Below are 23579 nucleotides of genomic sequence, written 5' to 3'. Positions count from 1 at the left end.
CCTCTCACCGATTCATCGGACCTCTTACCCGGACATAAGACCACTGCAGGGCAATGTGCTGGCAATACCCTGTTACACACTTGTTACTTTTGTGAAATTGGTAAGACCTCTTAACGTCCGGCAAGATGAGTTTCGCAACCGGAGGAGGGGACGCGCGTGCCGGACGACACCGGTGGCAGGACCACCGTCACCCAGCGGGCGATCGACGAGATCAAGACCCGGATCGCCGTGGGTGAGTTCGTGCCCGGGCAGCGCCTGCCGACCGAGCGCGACCTCGCCGCCGACCTCGGCCTGTCACGCAGCTCGATGCGGGAGGCGATCCGCGCTCTGACGGTCATGGGGGTGCTGGAGGCCCGGCACGGGGCCGGCATCTACGTCACGCAACTGAAGCCGGGCGACCTGCTGGAGACGTTCGGCGTCGTCGCGGAGATCTCGCGCGGCGACACCCTGCTCAACCTCGTCCAGGTGCGCAAGATCCTTGAGCCCGCGGCCGCCGCGGCCGCCGCGGCGCGCATCGACGACGACGGCCTCACCGCCCTCCGCGCCGAGATGGCGGCGATGGAGCGCGCCACGACCGCCGAGGAGAGCGTCGGGCACGACCTGGAGTTCCACCGGATCATCACCGAGGCCGCCGGCAACCCGGTGCTCGCCGCGATCCTCGGCGGGCTGAACAGCCGCACCTTCCGGGCCCGCGTCTGGCGCGGCTACCGCGAGGAGGGCGTCTTCCCGCGCACCGCCCGCGAGCACAACGCCATCTACCGGGCCCTGGCCGAACGCGACCCCGACGGCGCCCGCGTCGCCGCCGCCGTGCACATCGGCGCGGTCGAGGAATGGGTGCGCCGCCAGCCGGACGAAGAGGAGTGAGAATGCGCGTCGCCCTGCACACCCGGCTCAAACCCGGCAGCGAAGCGGAGTACGAGAAGGCCCACCGCGAGGTCCCGCCGGAGCTCGTCCAGGCGATCAAGGACGCCGGCGCGCACGAGTGGACCATCTGGCGCAGCGGGCTCGACCTGTTCCACGTCATCGACTGCGACGACTACACCGCGCTGCTCGCCGCCCTGGAGGACCTGCCGGTCAACGTCGCGTGGCAGGCCCGCATGGCCGGCTACCTCGACGTCGTCCACGACTACTCGGGCGAGGGCGCCGCCAAGGGCCTCCCCGCCGTCTGGCGCCTGGAGTAGGTCTACGGGCGGGCCCGAGGCCCGTGGTGGGGATGGCTCCACCACGAGGTCGGGGGCGACCCTCAGCGATCTGTCAGGGTCGAACCCGTAGCTTCCCCGTATATGAACGCAATCGTCTTCCTCCCGTCGTCCTCGGCGCTCACCCTCGAATCATGATGAGTCCGCTGGACGCGGCCGCCTGGGCCCTCACCGCCGGCTGGGCCTACGCCACCGCCGAGACCTATCTGCTCGCCCTCCGGCGCGGCCGGATGGCCGTCCTGCGGGCCGCGAAGCGAGCGCGGGCGGCGCTGATCGTTTGCGCGTCGGCAGGGGTCGCGCTCACCGCCGCGTTCGCGGTGGCCGCCCCGGCCCGCGCCCTCGCCGCGGCACCCCTCCTCGTGCTGCCCTCGGCCCTGGCGCTGCGGTGGTCACCGCGTCCGCTGGGCGGGCTGCTCCACGTCCTGCGCGCCGATCCCTGGGGACCCAGCGACCCGCCGATCCGCGCCCGTACCGCCGAGCCCCGGCTGACCGTTCCCGCCCAGCTCGCGCTGGTCGGATCGCCGGCCGCGCTCGCGGTGTCGGCGGACCGCCCGGTCGCGACGGTCGTCGTCTACGCGCTCACCGGCGCGGCCGCCGGATGCCTGACCCGATACGCGCGGTACCGCTGCGGCGTGCTGGAGCGCGTACGCGCGGGCGCGCTCCGGCGCACCGTCGCGCCCGCCCGCGAGGACGAGCGGGCGCTGGCCGCCTGAGCGCGTTCTACTCGCTCGGCATCATGATCCAGAGGATCAGGTAGATGACGAACTGCGGGCCGGGCAGCAGGCAGGAGAGGATCGCCAGCAGCCGGACCGTCCACGGCGCCAGCCCGTACCGGCGACCGAGGCCGGCGCAGACGCCGGCGATGACCCGTCCCTGGCGCGGGCGGTAGAGACCGTTCACGAGAGCACTCCTTTGCGTCGCCTACCAACGACGCTATGCCGCGCCTCCGCCCCGCACATCGCTCGCGGGATCGATCCCCGGGTCACTCCGCGGGCTTACGGGGCCTTCCCTAGGGGATGAGCTCGACGGACTCGCCCGGCTTGAGGCGGCGGAACTCCGCCTTCTGGCGCTCGCTCTCCCCCTTGAGCTGGTTGTCCAGCAGGCCCAGCCCGAAGTCGTTGAGCAGCCCGTCGTGGACCGCGAACGCGCGGCGGGGCGCCACCGCCCGCAGGTACTCGATCATCTCCGGGGCCTTCATCCAGGGAGCCTGGCCGGGGACGAGGAGGGTGGGCGCCTCCAGCACGGTGAAGGCGTCGCCCGGGTGGAAGACCTCCCCGTCGATGAGGAAGCCGATGTTCTCCACCTGGGGAACGTCCGGGTGGACGACCTCGTGCTTCTGCCCGGCCACGGCGACGTCGAAGCCCGCGATCGTCAGCGAGTCACCGTCCCCGACGGTACGGACCCGGTCGCCCAGATCCGTCAGGTCGGCGGCGACGGCCCCACAGGTGTAGACGGTGAGCCGCGGGTCGTCCGTGAGGGCCTGGCGCAGCCGTTCGGCCTGGTAGTGGTCGAAGTGCTCATGCGTGATGAGCACGGCGTCCGCGCCCGCGAGCGCGTCGCCCTCCGGAGTCAGAACGCCCGGGTCGATGACGAGCGTGCGGTCGTCCTTCTGCAGGCGGACACAGGAGTGCCCGAGCTTCGTCAACCTCATGTTCCGATCCTGACACGGGCCGCGCCGGCGGCTCGGGCGGCCCTCCCGGCCTGTTGACGATCAACCGAGCGCTTGGTAGATACGAGGTTGAGGTCGGGGAACGTTTCGGCGAGGAGGCCCGGACCATGCCGGTTCCCGACCAGCGGGATCCCGAGGTGACGCGCGCGGTCCTGACCCGGTGGCTGTCGGAACGCCTGCCGGGCATCGCGATCCGCGGACTGGAGATCCCCCGGACGACCGGATTCTCGGCCGAGACGTTACTGTTCGACGCCGAGTGCGACGGTCGCGTGGAGCACCTGGTCGCCAAGGTGGCGCCGAGCCGCTATCAGGTCTTCCCCGACCCGCTGCCGTACGCCGACCAGTTCCGCCTGCTGCGGATCCTCGACGAACGGACCGGCATCCCGGTGCCCCCGATGCGCTGGTACGAGCCCGACGCCGGCCTGCTGGGCGCGCCCTTCTTCGTCATCGAGCGGGTCGACGGCCGCGCGCCGGACGACAACCCGCCCTACCACCAGGCGGGCTGGGTCACCGAGGCGACGCCCGAGCGGCGGGCGCGCATGTGGACGTCCGGCCTGGACGTCCTGGCCGCCGTACACCGGCTGGATCCGGCGCCCTTCGCGTTCCTCGACCGGACGAGGTACGGACCCGCCGGTGTGGAACAGCGGCTCGGCTACTACACCCACTACATGAGCTGGGCGTACCACGGACCCCAGCCGACCTGCGCCGAGGCGCTGCGGTGGCTGCGCGAGCACCGGCCGGACGAGCCGGACCCGCCCGTGCTGCTGTGGGGCGACGGGCGGATCGGCAACATCCTCTACGGCGACGACGGCGAACCGCGGGCCGTGCTCGACTGGGAGATCGCCACGCTCGGCGCGCCCGAGGAGGACCTCGCCTGGTACATGTACCTCGACCGGCACCACTCGGAGGGCATCGGCGTCCCGCGCCTTCCCGGCTTCCCGTCCTACGCCGACACCATCGCGTACTACGAGGAACTGGCCGGCCGGAGGATGCGGCACATGGCGTACTACGAGGTCCTGTCGGCCTTCAAGTTCGCGGTGATCATGGCGCGGATCGGGCAGGCGTTCATCGACTGGGGCCTGACGCCGCCCGACAGCGACTTCCCGGTGGACAACACCGCCTCCCGGCTGCTCGCCGGGCTCCTGAACCTGCCCGCCCCCGGTCCTGTGACCGGTCCGCCGCCCGGAGACCGCCGATGACGCTCTCACCGCTCGACGACTACCCGGTCCACCAGGTCCCCGACGTCATGCGCCACGTCGCCACGTCGGACCGCAACTTCTACGACCGGTACTACTTCAACTGCCACTCCCGCTCGGACGAGCTCATGCTCATCGTGGGGCTCGGGCAGTACCCGAACCTGGGCGTCACGGACGCCTTCGCCCTGGTCCGGCGCGGCCCGCTGCATCGCGTCGTCCGGGCCTCGCGCGAGCTCGGCGCGGACCGGATGGACACCTCGGTCGGGCCGTTCCGCGTGGAGGTGCTGGAGGGGCTCAAGCGCCTGCGCGTCGTCCTCGAGCCGAACGACCACGGGCTGGCGTTCGACCTGACCTGGGAGGGAGCGATCCCGGCCCAGCTGGAGCCCCCGCACTTCATCCGCGCCCACGAGCGGGTGGTGTTCGACTCGCGCCGGCTCGCGCAGACCGGCCGGTGGACCGGCGTCATCACCGTGGACGACACGACCGTGCCGGTGACGCCGGACCGCTGGTGGGGCAGCCGCGATCGGTCCTGGGGCATCCGCCCGGTGGGCGAGGCGGAGCCGCCGGGCATCCAGGCGACGGGCCCGGCGAGTTTCTACTGGCTGTACGCGCCGATGCAGTTCGAGGACCACGCGATCCTGTGCATCGTGCAGGAGGACGCGCAGGGTCGCCGGGTGCTGGAGGAGGCCGTACGCGTCCGGCCGGACGGCCGCGATCCGGAGTACCTCGGCCGCCCGGAGTACCGGCCGACCTACGCTCCGGGGACGCGGGACGTCACCGAGGCGGTGATCGCGTTCGCCCCGCCGGGCGGCAAACCGTTCGACGTACGCGTCACCCCGCTGTTGCCGGTCCACCTGATGGTCGGCAGCGGCTACGGCCTGGAACCCGACTGGCGGCACGGGATGTACCAGGGGCCGGAGCCGAAGGTGCAGGGCGTGACGTACGACCTGCGCCGGCCCGAGGACGCCGCCCGCATGTGGGGCATGGTCGACTCCGTGGCGCGGTTCGAGTACGACGGCGGCACGGGCCACGGGCTGTTCGAGTACTGGGCGCTCGGCGATCACCCGAGCTTCGCGGACGGCTGAGTGCGGCCCCTCTCGCGGGCGAGCACGCGAATCCACTTGCCGGCGGCTGCTCGACTGAGGATCCCTGGTCGCCCCGCGTCATGGCCGGAGATGCGCCCGGGCGGCCGCCCCACCGTGGTCGCGACCGCCCGGGGACACACCTAACACGGTCATCCCTGTTCCGCGAGGCGGAAGGTGACGTCTCCGTTCTCGTCGACGCTCGCGTCGAGCGTCATCTCGTCGAGGATCGTCGCGGCGTCCGGCTCCAGGTAGACGCGCGCGCCCTGCTCCTCAACGATCTCGTCGCCGGCCTGGGGCCCCTCGGCCACCGCGAGGGAGAGCGTGCCCGCCTCGTCGGTCTGACCCTGGGTGGCGATCCGCAGGCCGGTCTGCGGCGAAAGCTCGGGCTGGCTGGTGACGGTACGGATCACCTGGACCGCCGAATCGGTCAGCGTCAGCACTGTCGACAGCTCCTTCTGGTCGGTTGCAGATCAACACGGCGCGCGGCCGCCCCGTGCATGCGGCCTGCCATGCCCGACCGTCTGTGCCATCAAACATCCCCGATCTTGTGATTTGCCGAATATCGGCCTACGGGGCGAGCGCTCGCACGGCGTCCGTAATAGGGATCTCGCTGTTCGGCAGCACTGCGAGGACGGGCGTGTCCAGGCCCGCGTCGACGTACGCGCGGACGCGTTCGCGGCACTCGTCCGGCGAGCCGTGGACGAGGAGGTCGTCGACGACCTCGTCCGGAATCGCGGCGAGAGCGGCCTTGCGGTCGCCGGCAGCCCAGGCCTCGTTCATCGCCGCGAGCCGCTCACCACGGCCGAGCCACTCGTGGAAGGCCGCGTAGACGGGAACCGTCAGGTACGCCGCGATCAGCCGCCGGCCGAGCGCCCGCGCCTCATCGGCGTTCGACGTCGGGCAGACGAAGATCCGCGCGATCAGTTCCTTCTCCGTGCCGAACTCGGCCCGGACCTTCGGGACGTCGTGCGGCGCCAGCCAGTTGGTGATCGCGCCGTCGGCCTCACGGGCGGCCAGCCGGAGCATGCCGGGGCGCAGCGCGGCGAGGACGATCGGCGGCGGCGTCCGCGGCGGGGTCTCCAGCTTGAAACCGCTCACGCCGAGCGCCTCGTCGCTGACCTTCTCGCCGGCCAGGGCCCGGCGAAGGAATCGCAGCGTGTCCCGCACCCGCCGGTACGGCTCGGTGAAGGGGATGCCGTTCCAGCGCTCCACGATCACCTGCGAGGACGTCCCGATGCCGAGGACGAACCGGCCGGGGGCGAGGTCGGCGAGCGTGGCGGCCTGCTGGGCGAGCAGGCCGGGACCGCGCGTGTAGACGGGCACGATCGCCGGGCCGAGCCGCAGTTGCGGCCCCCACTGGGAGGCGAGGGCGAGCGGCGTGAACCCGTCGGCCCCGGAGGCCTCCGCCGACCACGCGTCGGTGTATCCGAGGTCGGTCAGCCCTTCGACCGTCTTCCGGTGCTCGGCCAGCGGCACGCCGGTGAGCGGAATCGTCAGTCCCCATCGAGACATGTGGAGCCTCCTCAGGCGATGGACGGGCGGACGGTCGCGCCGCCGTCGACGACAAGGGTCTGTCCGGTCAGCCAGCTCGCGCTGTCCCCGGCGAGGAAGACGACCGCCTTGGCGATGTCCTCGGGTTCGCCGAGGCGGCCGAGCGGCATGTACCCGGCGATCTTCTCCTCGTTCTCCTCCCACAGCGCGCGGGCGAGCTGCGTCTTGACCAGTCCCGGCGCGACGGCGTTGACGCGCACGGAGGGGGCGAGCTCGATGGCGAACTGCCGGGTGAGGTGGATGACCGCGGCCTTCGTGGCGTTGTAGTACCCGATGCCGTACTCGGTCATCATGCCGCCGACCGAGGAGATATTGACGATCGACCCGCCGCGCGCCTCCATGGACAGCTTCCAGGCGAGCTGCGTCCACAGCACCACGGCGAACTGGTTGACCTGGACGGTCTTTTCCGCCCTGGCGGCGTCGATGTCGACCATCGGGCCGAAGTGCGGGCTGGTGCCGGCGTTGTTGACGAGGACGTCCACGCTTCCGAACTCGGCGACGGCCGCCTCGACGCAGGCCCGCGCGGCGTCCTCGTCACCGACGTGCGCGGCCTTCGGGAGGACGCCGACGTCCGGGTGGGCGGCGCGGATCTCCTTGGCGACCTCTTCCAGGGCGTCCTGCTTCCGGGAGGACAGCACGACGTTGCATCCCTCCGCGGCGAGGGCCTCCGCCGTCGCCCTGCCGATGCCGCGCGAGGCGCCGGTGATCAGTGCGGTCCTGCCCGCCAGACCGGTCTCGAGTGCCATGCTGCCGCCTTTCCTGCCCATGCCTGGAGCTTTCTGACAACCGAATCAGATTCAACAAGACTAGTCCCGGATGTTACGTTCCTGCCATGCAGATCCCCGGGAAGAACATCGTGATCACCGGCGCCGGCAGCGGGATCGGCGCGGCGCTGGCCCGCCGGTTCGCCGCCGAGGGCGCCGCCTCGCTCTGCCTCTCCGACCTCGACCTGGACGCCGTGGAGCGGGTCGCCGCGGGGCTGGACTGCCGTACGGTCGCGGTCCGCACCGATGTCGGCGACGAGGAGCAGGTACGGGCGATGATCGATGAAGCCGGTGAGCTCGGCCCGATCGACCTGGTCTGCTCCAACGCGGGTATCGGCACGGGCGCCGGGCTGGAGGCGACGCCGGAGCAGTGGGCCGCCTCCTGGGCGGTCAACGTCCAGGCGCACGTGTACGCCGCGCGGGCGGCGCTTCCCGGGATGCTCGAACGCGGCGAGGGCTACTTCCTCAACACCTGCTCGGCCGCCGGCCTCCTCACCCAGCCCGGCGACGCGCCGTACGCCGTGACGAAGCACGCCGCGGTGGCGTTCGCCGAGTGGCTGGCGCTGACCTACGGCGACCAGGGCATCAAGGTGAGCGCGCTGTGCCCGCAGGGCGTCCGCACTCCCCTTCTCACCGAGGCCCTCGAAGGCATGGCGGGTCAGGTCGTGGCCGCGGCGGGCGCGGTGCTCGAACCCGGCGACGTCGCCGAGGCGGTCGTCGCGGGGCTCGCGGCCGAGGCGTTCCTGATCCTGCCGCATCCGGAGGTGGCCGAGTTCGAGCGCCGCAAGGCCGCCGACCGTGACCGCTGGCTCGCGGGACTGCGCCGGATGGTCGCCTCGCTCAAGAACTGAGGGCCCGTCAGGGGCGGGCGCGGGCCAGGACGAAACGGCGGAAGCCCTCGACGACGGGCGGGCGCGTCCGGCCGGCCACCCAGGCCAGGCCGATGGTGCGGTGCGCGCCGGTGATGACGACCTCGGACACCCCGTGGACGGGCTCGCCCGGCGGCACGATGGCGACCCCGAGCCCCGCCGCGACCAGCCCGCGGAGCGTGGCGGCCTCCTCCCCCTCGAACGCGATCTCGGGCCGGATGCCCTCGCTCCGGAACAGCTCGTCGGTGATCGAGCGCAGGCCGTACCCGTGCCGCATGAGGATGAACGGCTCGTCGGCGGCCTCGGACGGGCGCACCCGCTCGCGCCCGGCGAGCCGGTGCCCGGCCGGGACCGCGAGGTGGAGGTGTTCCGTCGCGAGCGGGTACCAGGCCAGCTCCGCCGGGCGCGGGCTGGTGATCGCGAGGTCGGCCCGCCCGTCGGTGACCGCCGCTCCGATGTGCTCGCTGCTGCCCTGGCTCAGCCGGAACGTCACGCGCGGATGCTCCCGCCGGTAGTCGCGGAGCAGCTCCGGGACGAGCGCGGTGCCCTGGGTGTGCAGGAAGGCCAGTCCCACCTCGCCGCTGCCGGGGTCGGCGGCCTGCGCCAGGGCATCACGCGCCGCCTTTTCCTCGGCCACCAGGCGCTCGGCGTGCCGGCGGAAGATCTCGCCGTACGGGCTGAGCCGGAGCGTCCGTCCCTCCCGGTCGAACAGTCGCACGCCGAGCTCGCGTTCGAGGCGGGCGATCGCCCGGGACAGCCCGGGCTGGGAGATCCGCAGCTCGGCCGCCGTCTGGGTGACGTGCCGCTGCTCGGCGACCGCGAGGAACCAGCGAACCGTTTCCAGGTCCATAACCAATGAGCATAGTTCTCAGAAATAACTTTCATTGGACGCATCGGTCAGCCCTCGCGCAGCCTGGATGGGTGCTCGTCACCTCACCTTCGGAGCTCGATCTTCGGCATCGCCGCGGCTCGCGCGGGCTGCGCCGGGTGAACCTCGCGCTGTTCGCGGCCGGGCTGACCACGTTCATCTCGCTGTACTCGACACAGGCGCTGTTGCCGGAGCTGTCGCGGGTCTTCGGCGTCTCCCCCACGACGTCGAGCCTGCTGGTGTCCCTGTCGACGGGCACGCTCGCGCTCGCGGTGATCCCGGTGAGTTCGCTGTCGGAGCGCTTCGGCCGGACCCGGATCATGGCGGTGTCCTCGGTGACGGCCGCGATCCTCGGCCTGCTGCTCCCGCTCGCCCCCTCGTTCCCCGCGCTCGCGGCGGTCCGCGCGGCGCAGGGGATCGCGCTCGCCGGCGTGCCGGCCGTCGCGATGGCCTACCTCGCCGACGAGGTCCACCCCGAGGCGCTGGGCGGGGCGATGGGCCGCTACATCGCCGGAAACACGGTCGGCGGCCTGCTGGGGCGACTCGTCCCCGGCTTCGTGACCGACCTGGCGGGCTGGCGGTGGGCGCTCGGCGTCACCGCCCTCGGCGCGCTGCTCCTCACCGTCGTCTTCGGGGCGCTGCTGCCGCGCTCCCGCTGTTTCCGCCCGGCCCGGACCGGCCCCGGCCCACTGCTCCGGCACCTGCGCGACCCCGCGATGCGCCGGCTCTACCTGATCGCGCTGGTGCTGATGGCCGGGTTCGTCACCGTCTACAACTACCTGGGCTACCGCCTGCTGGCCGCACCGTTCGGCCTGCCGCAGTGGGTCACCGGCCTGGTCTTCCTGATGTACCTCGCGGGCACGGTCAGTTCGCCGGCCGCCGGATCGCTCGCCGACCGGGCCGGACGCCGCCCGGTGCTGTTCGGCGCGTTCGCCCTGGCGGCCGCCGGGCTGCTGGCGACCCTGCCGCACGCGCTGCCCGTCCTGGCCGCCGGGCTGTTCGTGTTCACCGCGGGCTTCTTCGCGGCGCATTCGGTCGCCAGCGGCTGGGTGGGGCGGCGCGCCGCGGCCGGGAAGGCGCAGGCGTCCGCGCTGTACCTGTTCGCGTACTACGCGGGCAGCAGTCTCGGCGGTTCGGCCGGCGGCCTCGCGTACGAGCACGGCCACTGGCCGGCCACGGTCGCCTACGCCCTGGCCCTCCTCGCCGTCGCCGCCCTGGCCGCCCTGCGCCTGTCCGGACCAGGCGACGAAGCACCCGCCTCCTGAGCCGGCGCCCACCGCCCCTTCCACTCGAATAGAACACGTTATAGATTTGAGCGGTCGCTTGGTCAACTAGGAGGTCGCCGGTGGCGCAGCACCCATCCGGGAACGCCGTGGACCGCGCCGACGGGCCGGTGAGCGTGGTCGACGGCTGGTTCACCGTCGACCCGCCACGCCTGACCGGGACCCGCTGCACCGCCTGCGGCACCGTCTACTTCCCGCCGCAGACCCTGACCTGCCGCAATCCCGCCTGCGACGGCGACGAGCTGGTCACGACGCCGCTGTCGGACCGGGGGCGGATCTGGTCGTACGCCGACGCCCGCTACCGGCCGCCGCCGCCGTACGTCTCGGGCGATGACTTCGAGCCGTACGCCATCGCCGCCGTCGAGCTGGCGGCCGAGCGGATCGTCGTCCTCGGCCAGGTCGTGAAGGGGGTCGGCGTCGACGAGCTGGCCGTCGGAATGGAGGCCGAGCTCGTCGTCGAGGAGCTCGACCCGGGCCACCTCGTCTGGAAGTGGCGCCCGATCACGGAGGAGGGCGCGTGAGCGACCCGAGCGGAGTGGGCGGTGCGGGACGCCGCGCTCCACGTGAGGAGGGCGCGTGAGCGGGAAGGACATCGCCGTCCTCGGGGTGGGCATGCATCCCTGGGGCAAGTGGGGGCGCGACTTCGTCGAGTACGGCCTCGCGGCGGCACGGGACGCGCTGAAGGACGCCGGGCTCGCCTGGACGGACGTCGAGTACGTCGCGGGCGCGGACACGATCCGGAACGGCTACCCCGGGTTCATCGCCGGTGCGACGTTCGCCCAGGCCCTGGGCTGGTCGGGGGCGCGCGTGTCGAGTTGCTACGCGGCCTGCGCCTCGGGTGCGCAGGCGATGAGCACGGCGCGGGCGCAGATCCTCGCCGGCCTCGTGGACGTCGCGCTGGTGGTGGGGGCCGACGCCGCGCCGAAGGGGTTCTTCGCGCCCGTCGGCGGCGACCGGCCCGACGACCCGGACTGGCTGCGGTTCCGTCTGCTGGGCGCGACCAACCCCGTGTACTTCGCGCTGTACGCCCGCCGCCGGATGGCCCTGTACGGCGCCACCCGGGACGACTTCGCCGCGGTGAAGGTCAAGAACGCCCGGCACGGGCTGCGGAACCCGAACGCGCGGTACCGGAAGGAGGTCACCGCGGCCGACGTCGCGGCGTCGCCCGTGGTCGCCGACCCGCTGCGGCTGCTGGACATCTGCGCGACCAGTGACGGCGGCGCGGCGGTCGTGCTGTCCAGCCTCGAGTACGCGCGGCGGCACGGCCACGGCGCGCCCGTGCGGATCGCGGCGGTCTCCACCGTGACCCCGACGTTCCCGAGCACCGTGCTGGATCTGGCGAACTTCGCCACCGACTCGAGTGTCGCCGTCGACCCGCCGGAGCGGCCGTTCCGGGCGGCGAACGCCGCGGCGGCGTACGAGGAGGCCGGGCTGGGCCCGGAGGACCTGTCGCTCGCCGAGGTCTACGACCTGTCCACCGCGCTGGAACTGGACTGGTACGAGGACATCGGCCTGTGCAAGCCGGGCGAGGCGGAGGGGTTGCTGCGCGACGGCGCGACGACGCTCGGCGGCCGGATCCCGGTGAATCCGAGCGGCGGGCTGGCGTGCTTCGGGGAGGCGATCCCCGCGCAGGCGATCGCTCAGGTCTGCGAGCTCACCTGGCAGCTGCGCGGGCAGGCGGGAAAACGCCAGGTGGAAGGGGCACGGGCCGGCATCGCGGTCAACCAGGGACTGTTCGGGCACGGATCGGCCATCATCGCCCGGACGTGAGTTACGTCACTCGATCCCGCCAGTAAGGCATTGCTGACCTGGACGGACGCACGATGGTGCGCGGGTCGGGCCCGGGATCGAGCACGGTCGGTTCTTGTCGGCCACGCTACGCGTCAGTACCTTTCACTGACGCGCCAGGTTCTCTTCGCAGTCGCGTGTCCGTGTGGACGCCGGCCCGACGGCCCTGACCGCGCGCCCAGTCCGCCGAAACCCGACGCGAGGTGCCGCGCTGATGCGTCCATTCCGGGAGCGCAATCCGCTGCCGATCGGCATCGCCGGCCTGGCCACCGCCGGCCTGGCGACCCTGCTCGCGTTCAACCTGCAGCAGTTCGCCGGCGGCACGACGTACTCCGCGGCCTTTGCCGAGGCGGGCGGGCTGAAGCCCGGTGAAGAGGTCCGGATCGCCGGCGTGAAGGTCGGTAAGGTCGACAGCGTCGACCTCGACGGCGACCACGTGAAGGTGAAGTTCACCAGCAGCGCGCACTTCGGAACGCAGACGCGGGCCCAGATCAAGATCAAGACCATCCTCGGCTCGCACTTCCTCGCCCTTGACCCGAAGGGTCCCGGCCGGCAGCAGACGGGCAAGCAGATCCCCCTCTCGCGGACCTCGGCGCCGTACGAGGTGGTGCCCGCCCTGCAGGACGCCAGCAAGCAGCTCGGTCAGATCGACACCAAGCAGCTGGCCAAGGCCATGGACACGCTGAGCCAGACGATGGAGGGCTCGCCGGAGAACGTCCGGCGCACCCTGGCGGGCCTGCAGAAGATCTCCCGGGCGGTGTCCTCCCGCGACGACGAGCTGAGCCAGCTGCTCAAGCACTCCAGCAACGTCACCTCGCTGCTGGCCTCCCGCAGCGGTGACCTCGCCGTGCTGGTGCAGAACGGCGGCCTCCTGCTGCAGGAGATCAACAACCGCCGGGCCGTCATCAGCCAGCTGCTGACCGGCACCGTCGCCCTGTCCCAGCAGATCACCGGGACGATCCAGGAGAACCAGGCCACCCTCAATCCCGCGCTCCGGAACCTCCGCCAGGTCGTGCAGATCCTGCAGCGCAACCAGGGAAACCTGGACAAGGCCCTGCAGGAGATGGGCCCGTTCGGGAACGAGACGGCCGACCTGACCGGCAGCGGCCGATGGTTCGACGTCTACATCCAGAACCTCATCCCGCTGCCCGTCTCCATCGCGCCGCCGAGCACGCGCAACGACGCCACGCAGCCGACGACGAAGAAGCAGACCGGGAAGCCGTCGCCCACCGGAACCCGCCCGTCGACCGGCACGCCGAAGCACACCAAGACCTCGAAGCCGTCCCCGTCCAAGAGCGGCAACCCGCTGCCCGTCATCCCCTGACCCGGGACCCCGGTGTTCCCACGGGGGCGGCGAGACGTCACGATCGGTACATGGACGTACGCGAACTGACGGCCGCGAAGGATCTTTACACCGCCTCCGCGCTGCTCGCGGAGATCTGGCGGCCGACCGACCCGATGCCGTTCGAGATGCTGCAGGTGACCCGCCACATCGGCGGCTACGTCGCCGGGGCGTTCGACGGCAGCACGATGATCGGCGCATGCGCGGCGTTCCCGACCGCGGACGGCGGCCTGCACTCCCACATCACCGGCGTCGCCGTCCAGGGCCGGGGCGTCGGCTTCGCGATCAAGGTGCATCAGCGCGAGTGGGCGCTCGAGCGGGGCATCCCGACGATCAGCTGGACGTTCGACCCGCTCGCCCGGCGCAACGCCCACTTCAACCTGGCCAAGCTGGCGGCCCGCGCGGCCGCGTACCTCGAGGACTTCTACGGCGACATGCCCGACGAGCTGAACATGGGCGACCCCAGCGACCGCCTTCTCGTCGAGTGGCGGCTCGACAGCCCGGAGGTGGCGGCGGCGGTCGCCGGCACATCGGCGACGCGTCCCGAGCCCGGGGACGACATGGTGATCACGCTGGCCGAGGACACGCTGGGCCGCCCCGAGCGGCACGATCCGATCGGCGCCGCCGCCGTGGCGGTCGGGACGCCGGCGGACATCACGACCCTGCGGGCGTGCGGCCCGGACATCGCCCGGGAGTGGCGCCAGGCCCAGCGCGCCGCGCTCGGCGGCGCGCTGGCCGGGGGCTTCCACGTCACGGGCTTTACTCGAACCGGCTACTACCTGCTGGAGTGCGCGCGATGAAACTGTCCGGGGTCGAGCTCAGGCGGATCCGGATGCCCCTGGTGTCGCCGTTCCGCACGTCGTTCGGGACGGACGTCGACCGGGAGGTCCTGCTCGTCCGGGTGTTCGGGGACGAGGCGGAGGGGTGGGGCGAGTGCGTCGCCTCCGCCGAGCCGCTCTACTCCGCCGAGTACGTGAACGGTGCCGAGCAGGTGATCCGCGACCACCTGCTCCCGCGCCTGCCCGCCGACGTCACCGCCCGCGGGCTCGGCGCGGCGTTCGCCCCGGTCCGGGGGCATCCGATGGCGAAGGCGGCGGTGGAGATGGCGGTGCTGGACGCCGAGCTCCGCGCCTCGGGCCTGTCGTACGCGGCGTACCTGGGGGCGACGCGGACGCGGGTACCGGCCGGGGTGTCCGTCGGGATCATGGATACGCTCCCGGAGCTGCTGGACGCCGTGGACGCCTACCTGGCGCAGGGCTACGCGCGGATCAAGCTGAAGATCGAACCGGGGTGGGACCTGGAGCCGGTGCGCGCGGTGCGGGAGCGGTTCGGCGACATCCTGCTGCAGGTCGACGCCAACGCCGCGTACACCCGGACGGACCTGCGGCACCTCGCGAAGCTGGACCCGTTCGACCTGCTGCTGATCGAGCAGCCGCTGCCGGAGGAGGACCTGCTCGGGCACGCGCGGCTCGCGGAGGCCCTCACGACTGCGATCTGCCTCGACGAGTCGATCGTCTCCGCCCGATCCGCCGCCGACGCCATCACGCTCGGCGCGTGCTCGATCGTCAACGTGAAGGCCGGCCGCGTCGGCGGCTACCTGGAGGCGCGGCGGATCCACGACGTGTGCGTGGCACACGGCCTTCCGGTGTGGTGCGGCGGAATGCTCGAGACCGGCCTGGGCCGCGCCGCCAACCTGGCGTTCGCGGCCCTGCCCGGCTGCACGCTGCCCGGGGACGTCTCCGCGTCGGACCGGTACTACACGCAGGACATCACGGAGCCGTTCCTACTTCGGGACGGGATGATGCGGGTCCCGGACGGTCCCGGCCTCGGCGTCGAGCCGCTCCCGGACGTCCTCGACGACCTCACGGAGTCCTCGGACACCGTGGATCTCCGGGCTAGGTGAGGCTCCACACGCGTATGGTGCCGTCCTCGCCCTCGGTCACGGCGATCGGCCTGCCCTCGACCTCGGTGGTCACGACCGTACCGACGCCTCCCTCGTGGCCGACGAGCGCTTCTCCGATCTGCTCGCCGCGCGCCAGGTCCCACACCCGGGCCGTTCCGTCCCTGCCGCCGGTCACCGCCACCGCGTTCCCGCCGACCCGCGTGGTGGCGATCGAGGACACCGTGTCGGCGTGACCGGCCAGCGGCCCGCCGATCCGCTCGCCGCTCGCCAGGTCCCAGACCCGGACGGTGTGATCGCCCCCGCCGGCCAGCACCGCCGTCCGGCCGTTCAGCTCGGTGATCGCGACGGCCGTGGCATTGGGCTCGACGCCGGTCAGCGGGAGTCCGAGTGGTTCGCCACGGAGAACGTCCCATGTCTGGAGGCTGGTGTCCTCCCCGCCGGTGACCGCGACCGGCCGGCCGCCGACCACGGCGGCGGTCATCACTCCGTCGTACGCGCCCTTGAGATCAGCGATGAGCTCGCCCTGAGGCAGGTCCCAGACCAGCAGGCCGCCCTCCTCGCTACTGGCGAAGACGAGGAGTCCCTGCTCGGTCGGGACGGTCGCAAGGGAGGAGACCCCCAGGCGGCTACCGGTCAGGGTCTTTCCGATCTTGCGGCCGGTCTCCAGGTCCCAAACTCTGACCGCCCCGCCCGTGTAGTCCTCTCCGAGGCAGGACGTGAGGTCGAAGCGGCCCCCGCCGGTCACGACCACCGGCCGGCCGTCGAGAACCGCCGCCGTCAGGCAGGCGCCGACCTCGTACGGATCGGCCTCGCCGGGCTCGTCCTCGTCGTCCTCGTCCGCCTCCCAGATCTCGCCGTCGGCGTCGGGGACCGGATCCTCGGGAAGAGCGGAGTCGAGATCGAGCGGCCGTCGCCCTTGTTCGCCGGTGACCAGGTTCCAGGTCCAGATGGCCCCGTCCCGGTCGTATCCGACCGCTCTAGGGCCGCCATCGAGGCCGATCACCGCGAGACCGGCCGTCTGACGGTCGGAGAGGCAGTGCAGCATTCGAAGATCACTCATGCGCCGAGAGGCTAACCAGGAGCCAGGACAAGATCCGCGGAATCCGGAACTCCATGGCCTGATCGACGCCGTCGGTCAGTCCCTCACCGGCAGGTCGTAACAGCGCCGCACGCTGGACTCGATCCGCGAGATGTCAGTGCCGTAGATGTGCAGCGAGATCGAGACGCCGTCGCCGACGTTCCGTACGCGGTGGATGTCGCCGGGTGGCGCGAAGCCGCTGACCTCGCCGACATGGTTGTCGTTCACTCCGACCCGGAGGAGGTGGTCGTCCTGCTGGACGTACAGCTCCTCGTGCTCCACGCCCTGCAGCACGCCGAACACGCACCAGGTGACGTGGTCGTGGATCGGGGTGACCTGCCCGGGCCGCCACACCAGACCGACCACCGAGAACGCCCCGCCGCGCTCGACGTAGAGCGTGTGGCTGACGTACCGGTCGGGGTCGCCGATCCGCTCCTCGGCGGTCAGCACGTCCGGGGTGGGCATGTGCTGCCGCAGTTCGGCGGCGACGAGCCGCGCGGTCTCACGCCAGTCCGTGTGGAGGTCCACGACGGAGCGCACTCCCGTGACCAGATCCTCCAGGCCGGGGCGTACGGTGCTGAGTACGAGTGTCATGGCGAACCTCCTTCGTCTCCTCCAGGGTGCCGGGCGGGTCACTCATCGGTCCAATGCCAATCATCGGCCTTTCCCATAGAAGCGATCGATATATTGGCCTCATGCTGGACGTTTCCCGGCTTCGCGTGCTCGTCGCGGTGGCCCGTACGGGCTCGGTGACGGCCGCCGCGAAGGAGCTGCACTACTCCCAGCCGTCGGTCAGCCACCACCTCGCCCGGCTGGAGGCCGAGACCGGCGCCAAGCTCGTGCAGCGGGTCGGGCGCGGCATCCGTCTCACCGACGCGGGCCGCACGCTCGCCGAGCGCGGCGCGGAGATCCTCGGCCGGCTCGACGCGGCCGAGTCCGAGCTGTCCGCCCACGTGGGACTCGACCAGGGCCGGGTCCGACTGGCCGCGTTCCCGTCGGCACTCGGCACGTTCGTCCCGCGGGCCGCGTCACTGCTGGCCGAGCGCCATCCCGGCCTGCGGGTGAGCCTCACCGAGGCCGAGCCGCCCGAGGCCGTCCGCATGCTCCGCGCGGGCTACGTGGACGTCGCGGTGATCTTCCGGTACGACCCCGGCGCCGAGGAGGACGACGTCCGCGCCCGGCGGCTGCTGGACGAGCCGAGCCACCTGGTCACGGCGAAGGACTCCGGCCCCGACCTGGCGGCGTACGCGGACGCGGAGTGGATCGCCGGCTGCGACCGTTGCCGGCAGCACCTCCTGGAGATGTGCGAGCGTGCCGGGTTCAGCCCACGGGTCTCGTTCACCACGGACGACTTCGTCGCGGTCCAGGCACTCGTCGCGGCCGGCCTCGGCGTGACGGCCCTTCCCGCCCTCGCCCTGGAGGCCGCCCGCAACCCGGACGTGCGCACGGTCGTACTGCCCGACTCGACCCGATACGTCCTTGCCGCAACGTACGGCGAGCCACCCGAACCGCCCGCCACCGCCGCACTCCTCGACGCACTGGTCGAGAGCACCGGCGCGGGCGTTCACTCCCTCACCGTCAGCTCGTAGCGGCCGACCCACCAACCGGGCCCACCGTCCGACACCATGCATTGTTCGTTATATTGAACGTATGGTTCACTCAATGAGCGATGGACATCATCAGACGGCGGTCTACCTGGAGGACACCTACCTGACCGCGATCACCGGCCACGTCGCGGCGACCGGCGGCACGGCCGACAGTGCGGCGTGGGTCGCCGTGCGGGAGAACATCTTCCATCCGCAGGGCGGCGGGCAGCCCGCCGACCGTGGATGGCTCGGCGAGTGCGAGGTCGCCCCTGCGCGTGACGCCGAGACGGGTCTCGTCGTGCTGCACCCCCGCGACGACCAGGGGCGCACCCTCGGCGACCTCGCCGAAGGCGACGTCGTGGCGGCACGCGTCGACGCCGACCTGCGCCTGCTGCACGCGGCGTTGCACACGGCCGGTCACCTCATCGAGGCGGCCGGACGGGCCCAGGGATGGGTCCTCGCCGGCAGCATCCACTTCCCCGGCCAGGCGCGCATCGAGTTCACCCCAGGCGAGACGGCCGCGAGCCTGGCCGGTCCGGAGGATCGTGAGAAGGCCGCCGACCGGCTGCGGACACGGGTCGCGTCGGCGATCGCCGACGACCTCCCGGTCACCGCCGAACAGGACGACGAAGGACGGCGCGTCGTCCGCCTCGGCGATCTGCACGCCGCACCCTGCGGCGGGACGCACGTACGGAGCCTCGCCGACCTCGCGGACGTTACGATCACGGCCGTGAAGATGAAGAAGGGCCGCGTCCGGGTCTCCTACACCGCCTCCCACCGGCCACTGAAGTGAGCGGCTCCGACCCCGCGCACCGGCCCGACCGCGAACGCCGGTCCACCAGCAGCGCGGCGGCCGCAGCCGGCGCCCAGATCCAGCGCCGCCGGCGGCAGCGCGGGATGAGCCAGGCCGAGCTGGCCCGCCGCACCGGGCTGAGCAAGGCGACCCTGTCGCAGCTGGAGGCCGGCGCCGGCAACCCCACGATCGACACGCTCGACGCGATCGCCGTCGCCCTGAGCATCCCGCTCACCGACCTGCTGACCCGTGACGCCGCCCCGGGCACCGTGCACCTTCCCGCGACCGTCGCAAGCGATGAGGGACCGACGCGCGAGCTGCTGCGGAGGATCAGCGGCGGTCACAGCCTGGAACTGTGGCGGCTCCGTCTTCCGGCACACACCTCCGTCGACGGCGTTCCCCACGCGCCCGGCACGACCGAGCACCTTCTCGTCGCGTCCGGACGGCTGGTCGCCGGCCCCATCGACGACCTGCGCTCGCTCGGTCCGGGCGACCTCCTGGCCTTCGCCGGAGACGCCCCGCACTCCTACCGCACCGGCGACGCACCGGCGGACGTCACCGTCGTCATCGCCTCCCCGGCTGTCGGCTGAGCCGCGGACAGAGCTCCCGGCGCGGGAGGTGGTGGACACGTGACAACTGGGTTTCCAATCCGATCGTTCTCGGCCCGGACCAGATTCCGCAGGTGGTCGAACCCGATGAGGCCGCCCGGACCCCAGAACTCGCCGTGCTCTCCGCGCTGGCGCACGGCGGCCGACCCGACGGAGGCAAGACCCTTGAATCGCTGGTCGACGCCTACGGAGCGCTCGATCCCGATCACCGGGCGCTCTATCATGATGTCGTAGCCGCAGTGCTTCCGCAGGCCGCCCGGCTCTACCTGGAGACGCTGATGAAGCTCAAGAACTACGAGTACCAGAGCGATTTCGCCCGCCGCTACTTCGGCGACGGCAAGGCCGAGGGCCGGGCCGAGGGCGAGGTCAAAGGGGCGGCAAAGATCATCCTGATGGTGCTGTCGGGGCGTGGCATCTGCGTTTCACCTGAGGTCCGTGATCGCATCACCGGGTGCAGGGACCTCGGTCAGCTGGAAGCGTGGGCACAGCGTGCGGGGGTGGTCTCGACGGCCGCCGAGCTCTTCGACTGAGTCCATCACTTCCGCACCCTGGCACGATGCGGCGGGGGCGGCTCGTTGATTCGGCCTGATGGCACCGCTGCGAGCGGTCAGTCGAGTCGTTTCACCCGTTCGATGACCTCGGGCGATATCTCGTTGTTGCGGGTGACGTAGGCGATCATGGTCCGCAGGTCGTCGTCGCTGAAGTCCGCCATGACCTTCTCGTACAGCTCGCCCACGGGCATGAACCTGCGGCCGAGCTCCGTGATGGGACCTTCCTCCAGCGCCTCGACGATGACCCGACGGCGGTCCTTGTCGTCCCGGCGACGCCGCACCATCCCGGCCCTCTCCAGCCGGTCGATCACGGCAGTGATCGCGCCGCCGGTGGTGAGGAACATCGCGTCGGCGAGCTGGCCCGGGGTCATCGGGCCGCGCAGCTGCAGCAGGTTGATGCACTGCATGTCGGTGACGTTGATGCCCGATCTGCTGGCGATCGCGTGGTGCAGCAGCACCGTCCACATGGTGCTCACCCGGGCCTGGTGATTCAGCTCCGCGATGAGCTCCGCACGATCGGACGACGCCATCGACCCTCACTTTCGGACGACCCCGGAAACGCTCTGAAGACGAGCTTCTCCAGCCATCGTATCCAGGGCCCGCCAAGGAGATTCCCCGGCGCGCGTCTCAGTCCAGGAAGATCGCGGTATCCAGCGCGACGGGTGTTACGTGCGGGCGGCGGCCTGTTCGGCGATCTGTTTGGCCCAGCGGTAGTCGGCCTTGCCGGCGGGTGAGCGGCGCATCTCGTCGACGAAGGCGTACGTCCGCGGGACCTTGTAACCCGACAGGACGCCGCGGCAGTGGGCGTCCAGCTCGTCGGTGGTCGGGGCCTGATCGTACGGCTGGACGACGGCGGCGACGCGGCTGCCGAACCGCTCGTCGGGGATGCCGGTGACCAGGGCGTCGAAGACGGCGGGGTGCCGCTTGAGCACCGCCTCGATCTCTTCCGGGAAGACCTTCTCGCCGCCCGTGTTGATGCACTGTGAGCCCCGGCCGAAGACCGCGATGGTGCCATCGGCCTCGACGGTCGCGATGTCGCCGGTCAGCAGCCAGCGTTCCCCCTCGACCTCGACGAACGTCTTCGCCGTCTTCTTCGGGTCGTTGTAGTAGCCGAACGCGATGTGCCCGCTCTTGGCGACCTGCCCGAGCACCCCGGATCCGGGCCGAACCTCCTGCAGCGCGTCGTCCAGGACCCGCAGGCGGGCGTTGTTCGGCCGGTACCGCATCCCCGATTCCGGGGAGGACCCGTCCACGCCCGAGGCGGTGAAGCCGGACTCCGAGGACCCGAAGTTGTCGAGGATCGCGACGTTCGGCAGGAGCTCCTGTAGGCGGTCGCGGACCGCGCCGGACAGGATCGCGCCGGTGGAGCTGAGCACGGCCAGCGAGCTCAGGTCGTACGAGTCGGCGGCGAGGGCGTCGGCGAGGGGCCGGGCCATCGCGTCGCCGGTGATGTTGATGGTGAAGACCTTCTCGTTCTCGATGGTCCGCAGCACCTCGGCCGCGTCGAACCGCCGGGTGTAGACGATCGTCGCGCCCATCCACCAGCCGATGAAGGTGGCCATCTGCGCTGCGCCGTGCATGAGCGGCGCGGCCGGCATCATGACCAGCGGCCCGGAGTCCTGGGCGGCCTCGATCACCGCCTCGGGCGTCTCGCGCGGGTCGCCGTACGGGTTGCCGCCGCCGAAGGCCATGAACAGGTCCGCGCTCCGCCACATGACGCCCTTGGGCATGCCGGTCGTGCCACCGGTGTAGATGATGTAGACGTCCTCGCCGGACCGCTTGCCGAACCCGCGCGCCGCCGGGCTCCCCGCCAGGGCGTCGGGGTAGGCGATCGCATGCGGGGACGTGCCGCCGACGACGACGCGGTGCCGCAGTGCCGGCACCCGGGCCGCGGCGGTCGTCACGCGGTCCTCGAACTCCGCGTCGTACACCAGCGCTACGAGGTCGGCGTCGTCGTAGAGGTACTCCAGCTCGGCCTCGACGTACCGGTAGTTGACGTTGACCGGGACGGCGCGGATCTTCAGCGCGGCCAGCAGGGCCGTGACGTACTCCAGCCCGTTGTACAGCTGGATCCCGACGTGCCGCCCGGCGGTGACGCCCGCGTCCCGCAGGTGGTGCGCCAGCCGGTTCGCGTCGGCGTCCAGCTCGGCGTAGGTGCGGCGCTGCGTGCCGCCTGCCGAGTCGAAGACGACGACGGCGGTCCGCTCCCCGATCGCGTCCGCGAGTCCTTCGAACAGGTCGGCGTGGTTGAACTCCATCGCAACCTCCGGGGCGCTGGGCCCGGGTCCTTAGGGTTTGTCGGAGCCGACGACCCACATCGCGTAGAACTGCGCGCCGCCGCCGTACGCGTGGCCGAGGGCCTTGCGCGCGCCCTCGACCTGGTGCTCGCCGGCCAGCCCGCGTACCTGCAGGGCCGCCTCGGCGAAGCGGATGAGCCCGGACGCGCCGATCGGGTTGGACGACAGCACGCCGCCCGAGGCGTTCCAGGGGATGTCGCCGTCGAGGGCGGTCGCGCCGCTCTCGGTGAGCTTCCAGCCCTCGCCCTCGCCGCAGAAGCCGAGGTTCTCCAGCCACATCGGCTCGTACCAGGAGAACGGGACGTACGTCTCGGCGCAGTCCAGTTCGCGGCGCGGGTCGGTGATGCCCGCCTGCCGGTACACGTCGGCGGCGCAGTCCTTGCCCGCCTGCGGGTTCACGGTGTCGCGGCCGGCGAAGAAGATCGGCTCAGAGCGCATGGCCGTGCCGTGCACCCAGGCGGGCGGGTTCGGGGCCCGCTTGGCCGCCTCCTCCGAGGCCAGCACCATCGCGGCCGCGCCGTCGCTGGACGGGCAGGTCTCCAGGTACCGGATCGGTTCCCACAGCATCGGCGTCGACTCGACCATCTCCCGCGAGATGCCGGAGATGCGCAGGTGGGCGTACGGGTTCTTCAGCGCGTTCTGCCGGTCCTTGACGGCGACGAGCATGCCGATGTGGTCGGGCGCGCCGGTACGCCGCATGTACGCGCGGATGTGCGGGGCGAAGTAGCCGCCGGCGCCGACCACGATCGTCGGGGACAGCGGCGGGTGCGTGGACAGCGCCCAGGTGGCGTTCGACTCGGACTGCTTCTCCCACGCCACGACGAGCACGCGGTCGTGTACGCCGCCCTGGACGAGGCTCGCCGCGACGTTGGCCGTCGACCCGCCGACCGACCCGGCGGTGTGCACGCGCATCATCGGCTTGCCCCGCGCGCCGAGCGCGTCCGCGAGGTACGCCTCCGGCATCATCACGCCCTCGAACAGGTCGGGGGCCTTGCCGATGACGACCGCGTCGATGTCCTTGAAGGTCAGGCCAGCGTCCTCAAGCGCCCGCAGCGCCGCCTCGCGCACGAGGCCCGCGATGGACACGTCGGTGCGCTTGGAGCGGTACTCGGTCTGGCCGACGCCGATGACCGCGCAGGGGTTGCCCAT

27 protein-coding genes are annotated in these 23579 nt (G+C 71.7%); 16 read left to right on the top strand and 11 right to left on the bottom strand.

Annotated features, from left to right (window positions below; genetic code table 11):
• Positions 1-156 precede the first annotated feature (156 nt).
• From ABEA24_RS37885 to ABEA24_RS37875, 3 genes are all read left to right on the top strand, one after another.
• Positions 157-864: a FadR/GntR family transcriptional regulator gene (locus ABEA24_RS37885; RefSeq protein WP_345437568.1), complete on the top strand. Its 708-nt coding sequence runs from the start codon at positions 157-159 to the stop codon at positions 862-864.
• Between the two features lie 2 nt (positions 865-866).
• Positions 867-1181: an L-rhamnose mutarotase gene (locus ABEA24_RS37880; protein WP_345437566.1), complete on the top strand. Its 315-nt coding sequence runs from the start codon at positions 867-869 to the stop codon at positions 1179-1181.
• Positions 1182-1333: 152 nt separating this feature from the next.
• Positions 1334-1912, top strand: coding sequence for a hypothetical protein (locus ABEA24_RS37875; protein ID WP_345437564.1), 579 nt, complete (start codon positions 1334-1336; stop codon positions 1910-1912).
• A 7-nt stretch (positions 1913-1919) separates the two neighbouring features.
• Here the strand turns inward: ABEA24_RS37875 and ABEA24_RS37870 are convergent, their stop codons facing one another.
• On the bottom strand, positions 1920-2099 hold the full coding sequence (locus tag ABEA24_RS37870) for a PspC domain-containing protein (protein ID WP_345437562.1): 180 nt from the start codon (positions 2097-2099) through the stop codon (positions 1920-1922).
• Positions 2100-2208: 109 nt separating this feature from the next.
• Entirely contained in the window at positions 2209-2850 is a 642-nt protein-coding gene (locus ABEA24_RS37865) for an MBL fold metallo-hydrolase (protein WP_345437560.1), read from the bottom strand.
• 125 nt (positions 2851-2975) lie between these two features.
• On the opposite strand from ABEA24_RS37865, the gene ABEA24_RS37860 reads away from it, so the two are divergent.
• Both ABEA24_RS37860 and ABEA24_RS37855 read left to right on the top strand, forming a co-directional pair.
• Complete coding sequence (locus ABEA24_RS37860) at positions 2976-4067, top strand: phosphotransferase family protein (RefSeq protein ID WP_345437558.1); 1092 nt, start codon at positions 2976-2978, stop codon at positions 4065-4067.
• Positions 4064-5149 carry an Rv3169 family protein gene (locus tag ABEA24_RS37855; RefSeq protein ID WP_345437556.1) on the top strand — a complete coding sequence of 362 codons (1086 nt, stop codon included), beginning with the start codon at positions 4064-4066 and terminating at the stop codon, positions 5147-5149. The genes ABEA24_RS37860 and ABEA24_RS37855 overlap by 4 nt, the downstream gene beginning before the upstream one ends.
• A 149-nt stretch (positions 5150-5298) precedes the next feature.
• Here the strand turns inward: ABEA24_RS37855 and ABEA24_RS37850 are convergent, their stop codons facing one another.
• From ABEA24_RS37850 to ABEA24_RS37840, 3 genes are all read right to left on the bottom strand, one after another.
• Positions 5299-5589, bottom strand: a complete 291-nt coding sequence (locus tag ABEA24_RS37850) for an iron-sulfur cluster biosynthesis family protein (protein ID WP_345437554.1) — start codon at positions 5587-5589, stop codon at positions 5299-5301.
• Between the two features lie 127 nt (positions 5590-5716).
• Entirely contained in the window at positions 5717-6661 is a 945-nt protein-coding gene (locus ABEA24_RS37845; RefSeq protein ID WP_345437552.1) for an LLM class F420-dependent oxidoreductase, read from the bottom strand.
• An 11-nt stretch (positions 6662-6672) separates the two neighbouring features.
• Entirely contained in the window at positions 6673-7446 is a 774-nt protein-coding gene (locus ABEA24_RS37840) for an SDR family oxidoreductase (RefSeq protein ID WP_345437550.1), read from the bottom strand.
• Positions 7447-7532: 86 nt separating this feature from the next.
• On the opposite strand from ABEA24_RS37840, the gene ABEA24_RS37835 reads away from it, so the two are divergent.
• Positions 7533-8315, top strand: coding sequence for an SDR family oxidoreductase (locus tag ABEA24_RS37835; protein WP_345437548.1), 783 nt, complete (start codon positions 7533-7535; stop codon positions 8313-8315).
• 7 nt (positions 8316-8322) lie between these two features.
• Here ABEA24_RS37835 and ABEA24_RS37830 read toward each other — a convergent pair whose 3' ends face one another.
• Positions 8323-9183 carry a LysR family transcriptional regulator gene (locus ABEA24_RS37830; protein WP_345437546.1) on the bottom strand — a complete coding sequence of 287 codons (861 nt, stop codon included), beginning with the start codon at positions 9181-9183 and terminating at the stop codon, positions 8323-8325.
• A gap of 71 nt (positions 9184-9254) precedes the next feature.
• Here ABEA24_RS37830 and ABEA24_RS37825 point away from each other — a divergent pair, with 71 nt between their 5' ends.
• From ABEA24_RS37825 to menC, 6 genes are all read left to right on the top strand, one after another.
• A complete protein-coding gene (locus tag ABEA24_RS37825; protein ID WP_345437544.1) occupies positions 9255-10466 on the top strand; it encodes an MFS transporter in 1212 nt (403 codons plus the stop codon).
• 80 nt (positions 10467-10546) lie between these two features.
• On the top strand, positions 10547-11005 hold the full coding sequence (locus tag ABEA24_RS37820; protein ID WP_345437542.1) for a Zn-ribbon domain-containing OB-fold protein: 459 nt from the start codon (positions 10547-10549) through the stop codon (positions 11003-11005).
• Between the two features lie 91 nt (positions 11006-11096).
• Positions 11097-12254: a lipid-transfer protein gene (locus tag ABEA24_RS37815; protein WP_425551289.1), complete on the top strand. Its 1158-nt coding sequence runs from the start codon at positions 11097-11099 to the stop codon at positions 12252-12254.
• Positions 12255-12486: 232 nt separating this feature from the next.
• Positions 12487-13596 (top strand): MCE family protein, encoded by a 1110-nt coding sequence (locus ABEA24_RS37810; protein ID WP_345437538.1) that lies wholly within the window; start codon positions 12487-12489, stop codon positions 13594-13596.
• 50 nt (positions 13597-13646) lie between these two features.
• On the top strand, positions 13647-14414 hold the full coding sequence (locus ABEA24_RS37805; RefSeq protein ID WP_345437536.1) for a GNAT family N-acetyltransferase: 768 nt from the start codon (positions 13647-13649) through the stop codon (positions 14412-14414).
• Positions 14411-15517 (top strand): o-succinylbenzoate synthase, encoded by a 1107-nt coding sequence (gene menC, locus ABEA24_RS37800; RefSeq protein WP_345437534.1) that lies wholly within the window; start codon positions 14411-14413, stop codon positions 15515-15517. The genes ABEA24_RS37805 and menC overlap by 4 nt, the downstream gene beginning before the upstream one ends.
• On the opposite strand, the gene ABEA24_RS37795 is transcribed toward menC, so the two are convergent.
• Complete coding sequence (locus ABEA24_RS37795) at positions 15510-16577, bottom strand: WD40 repeat domain-containing protein (RefSeq protein ID WP_345437532.1); 1068 nt, start codon at positions 16575-16577, stop codon at positions 15510-15512. The genes menC and ABEA24_RS37795 overlap by 8 nt on opposite strands.
• Positions 16578-16652: 75 nt before the next feature.
• The gene (locus ABEA24_RS37790) at positions 16653-17189 is read right to left on the bottom strand and encodes a cysteine dioxygenase family protein (RefSeq protein WP_345437530.1); all 537 of its coding nucleotides are present in this window, start codon (positions 17187-17189) and stop codon (positions 16653-16655) included.
• A gap of 101 nt (positions 17190-17290) precedes the next feature.
• Here ABEA24_RS37790 and ABEA24_RS37785 point away from each other — a divergent pair, with 101 nt between their 5' ends.
• The 4 genes from ABEA24_RS37785 (at position 17291) to ABEA24_RS37770 (ending at position 20112) form a co-directional block, all read left to right on the top strand.
• Positions 17291-18184, top strand: a complete 894-nt coding sequence (locus ABEA24_RS37785) for a LysR family transcriptional regulator (RefSeq protein ID WP_345437528.1) — start codon at positions 17291-17293, stop codon at positions 18182-18184.
• Between the two features lie 73 nt (positions 18185-18257).
• Positions 18258-18974 (top strand): alanyl-tRNA editing protein, encoded by a 717-nt coding sequence (locus ABEA24_RS37780; RefSeq protein WP_345437526.1) that lies wholly within the window; start codon positions 18258-18260, stop codon positions 18972-18974.
• Complete coding sequence (locus ABEA24_RS37775; RefSeq protein ID WP_345437524.1) at positions 18971-19564, top strand: helix-turn-helix domain-containing protein; 594 nt, start codon at positions 18971-18973, stop codon at positions 19562-19564. The genes ABEA24_RS37780 and ABEA24_RS37775 overlap by 4 nt, the downstream gene beginning before the upstream one ends.
• Before the next feature lie 92 nt (positions 19565-19656).
• On the top strand, positions 19657-20112 hold the full coding sequence (locus ABEA24_RS37770) for an RpnC/YadD family protein (protein WP_345437522.1): 456 nt from the start codon (positions 19657-19659) through the stop codon (positions 20110-20112).
• 77 nt (positions 20113-20189) lie between these two features.
• Here ABEA24_RS37770 and ABEA24_RS37765 read toward each other — a convergent pair whose 3' ends face one another.
• The 3 genes from ABEA24_RS37765 to ABEA24_RS37755 all read right to left on the bottom strand — a co-directional run bounded on the left by ABEA24_RS37765 (position 20190) and on the right by ABEA24_RS37755 (position 23579).
• Positions 20190-20663: a MarR family winged helix-turn-helix transcriptional regulator gene (locus ABEA24_RS37765; RefSeq protein ID WP_345437520.1), complete on the bottom strand. Its 474-nt coding sequence runs from the start codon at positions 20661-20663 to the stop codon at positions 20190-20192.
• Between the two features lie 135 nt (positions 20664-20798).
• Positions 20799-22391 carry an acyl-CoA synthetase gene (locus ABEA24_RS37760; RefSeq protein WP_345437518.1) on the bottom strand — a complete coding sequence of 531 codons (1593 nt, stop codon included), beginning with the start codon at positions 22389-22391 and terminating at the stop codon, positions 20799-20801.
• A 30-nt stretch (positions 22392-22421) separates the two neighbouring features.
• Complete coding sequence (locus tag ABEA24_RS37755) at positions 22422-23579, bottom strand: thiolase domain-containing protein (RefSeq protein ID WP_345437515.1); 1158 nt, start codon at positions 23577-23579, stop codon at positions 22422-22424.

It is taken from the genome of Actinoallomurus vinaceus (assembly GCF_039542055.1).
GTDB classification, from domain to species: domain Bacteria; phylum Actinomycetota; class Actinomycetes; order Streptosporangiales; family Streptosporangiaceae; genus Actinoallomurus; species Actinoallomurus vinaceus.
This window is presented reverse-complemented; position numbering and strand designations above follow the sequence as displayed.

Excerpts from the sequence above, each read along its gene's own strand:
- ABEA24_RS37880 (WP_345437566.1), top strand. The coding sequence starts at position 867 with ATGCGCGTCGCCCTGCACACCCGGCTCAAACCCGGCAGCGAAGCGGAG.
- ABEA24_RS37875 (WP_345437564.1), top strand. The coding sequence starts at position 1,334 with ATGATGAGTCCGCTGGACGCGGCCGCCTGGGCCCTCACCGCCGGCTGG.
- ABEA24_RS37865 (WP_345437560.1), bottom strand. The coding sequence starts at position 2,850 with ATGAGGTTGACGAAGCTCGGGCACTCCTGTGTCCGCCTGCAGAAGGAC.
- ABEA24_RS37860 (WP_345437558.1), top strand. The coding sequence starts at position 2,976 with ATGCCGGTTCCCGACCAGCGGGATCCCGAGGTGACGCGCGCGGTCCTG.
- ABEA24_RS37855 (WP_345437556.1), top strand. The coding sequence starts at position 4,064 with ATGACGCTCTCACCGCTCGACGACTACCCGGTCCACCAGGTCCCCGAC.
- ABEA24_RS37845 (WP_345437552.1), bottom strand. The coding sequence starts at position 6,661 with ATGTCTCGATGGGGACTGACGATTCCGCTCACCGGCGTGCCGCTGGCC.
- ABEA24_RS37840 (WP_345437550.1), bottom strand. The coding sequence starts at position 7,446 with ATGGCACTCGAGACCGGTCTGGCGGGCAGGACCGCACTGATCACCGGC.
- ABEA24_RS37835 (WP_345437548.1), top strand. The coding sequence starts at position 7,533 with ATGCAGATCCCCGGGAAGAACATCGTGATCACCGGCGCCGGCAGCGGG.
- ABEA24_RS37830 (WP_345437546.1), bottom strand. The coding sequence starts at position 9,183 with ATGGACCTGGAAACGGTTCGCTGGTTCCTCGCGGTCGCCGAGCAGCGG.
- ABEA24_RS37815 (WP_425551289.1), top strand. The coding sequence starts at position 11,097 with ATGCATCCCTGGGGCAAGTGGGGGCGCGACTTCGTCGAGTACGGCCTC.
- ABEA24_RS37810 (WP_345437538.1), top strand. The coding sequence starts at position 12,487 with ATGCGTCCATTCCGGGAGCGCAATCCGCTGCCGATCGGCATCGCCGGC.
- ABEA24_RS37805 (WP_345437536.1), top strand. The coding sequence starts at position 13,647 with ATGGACGTACGCGAACTGACGGCCGCGAAGGATCTTTACACCGCCTCC.
- menC (WP_345437534.1), top strand. The coding sequence starts at position 14,411 with ATGAAACTGTCCGGGGTCGAGCTCAGGCGGATCCGGATGCCCCTGGTG.
- ABEA24_RS37795 (WP_345437532.1), bottom strand. The coding sequence starts at position 16,577 with ATGAGTGATCTTCGAATGCTGCACTGCCTCTCCGACCGTCAGACGGCC.
- ABEA24_RS37790 (WP_345437530.1), bottom strand. The coding sequence starts at position 17,189 with ATGACACTCGTACTCAGCACCGTACGCCCCGGCCTGGAGGATCTGGTC.
- ABEA24_RS37785 (WP_345437528.1), top strand. The coding sequence starts at position 17,291 with ATGCTGGACGTTTCCCGGCTTCGCGTGCTCGTCGCGGTGGCCCGTACG.
- ABEA24_RS37780 (WP_345437526.1), top strand. The coding sequence starts at position 18,258 with ATGAGCGATGGACATCATCAGACGGCGGTCTACCTGGAGGACACCTAC.
- ABEA24_RS37765 (WP_345437520.1), bottom strand. The coding sequence starts at position 20,663 with ATGGCGTCGTCCGATCGTGCGGAGCTCATCGCGGAGCTGAATCACCAG.
- ABEA24_RS37760 (WP_345437518.1), bottom strand. The coding sequence starts at position 22,391 with ATGGAGTTCAACCACGCCGACCTGTTCGAAGGACTCGCGGACGCGATC.
- ABEA24_RS37755 (WP_345437515.1), bottom strand. The coding sequence starts at position 23,579 with ATGGGCAACCCCTGCGCGGTCATCGGCGTCGGCCAGACCGAGTACCGC.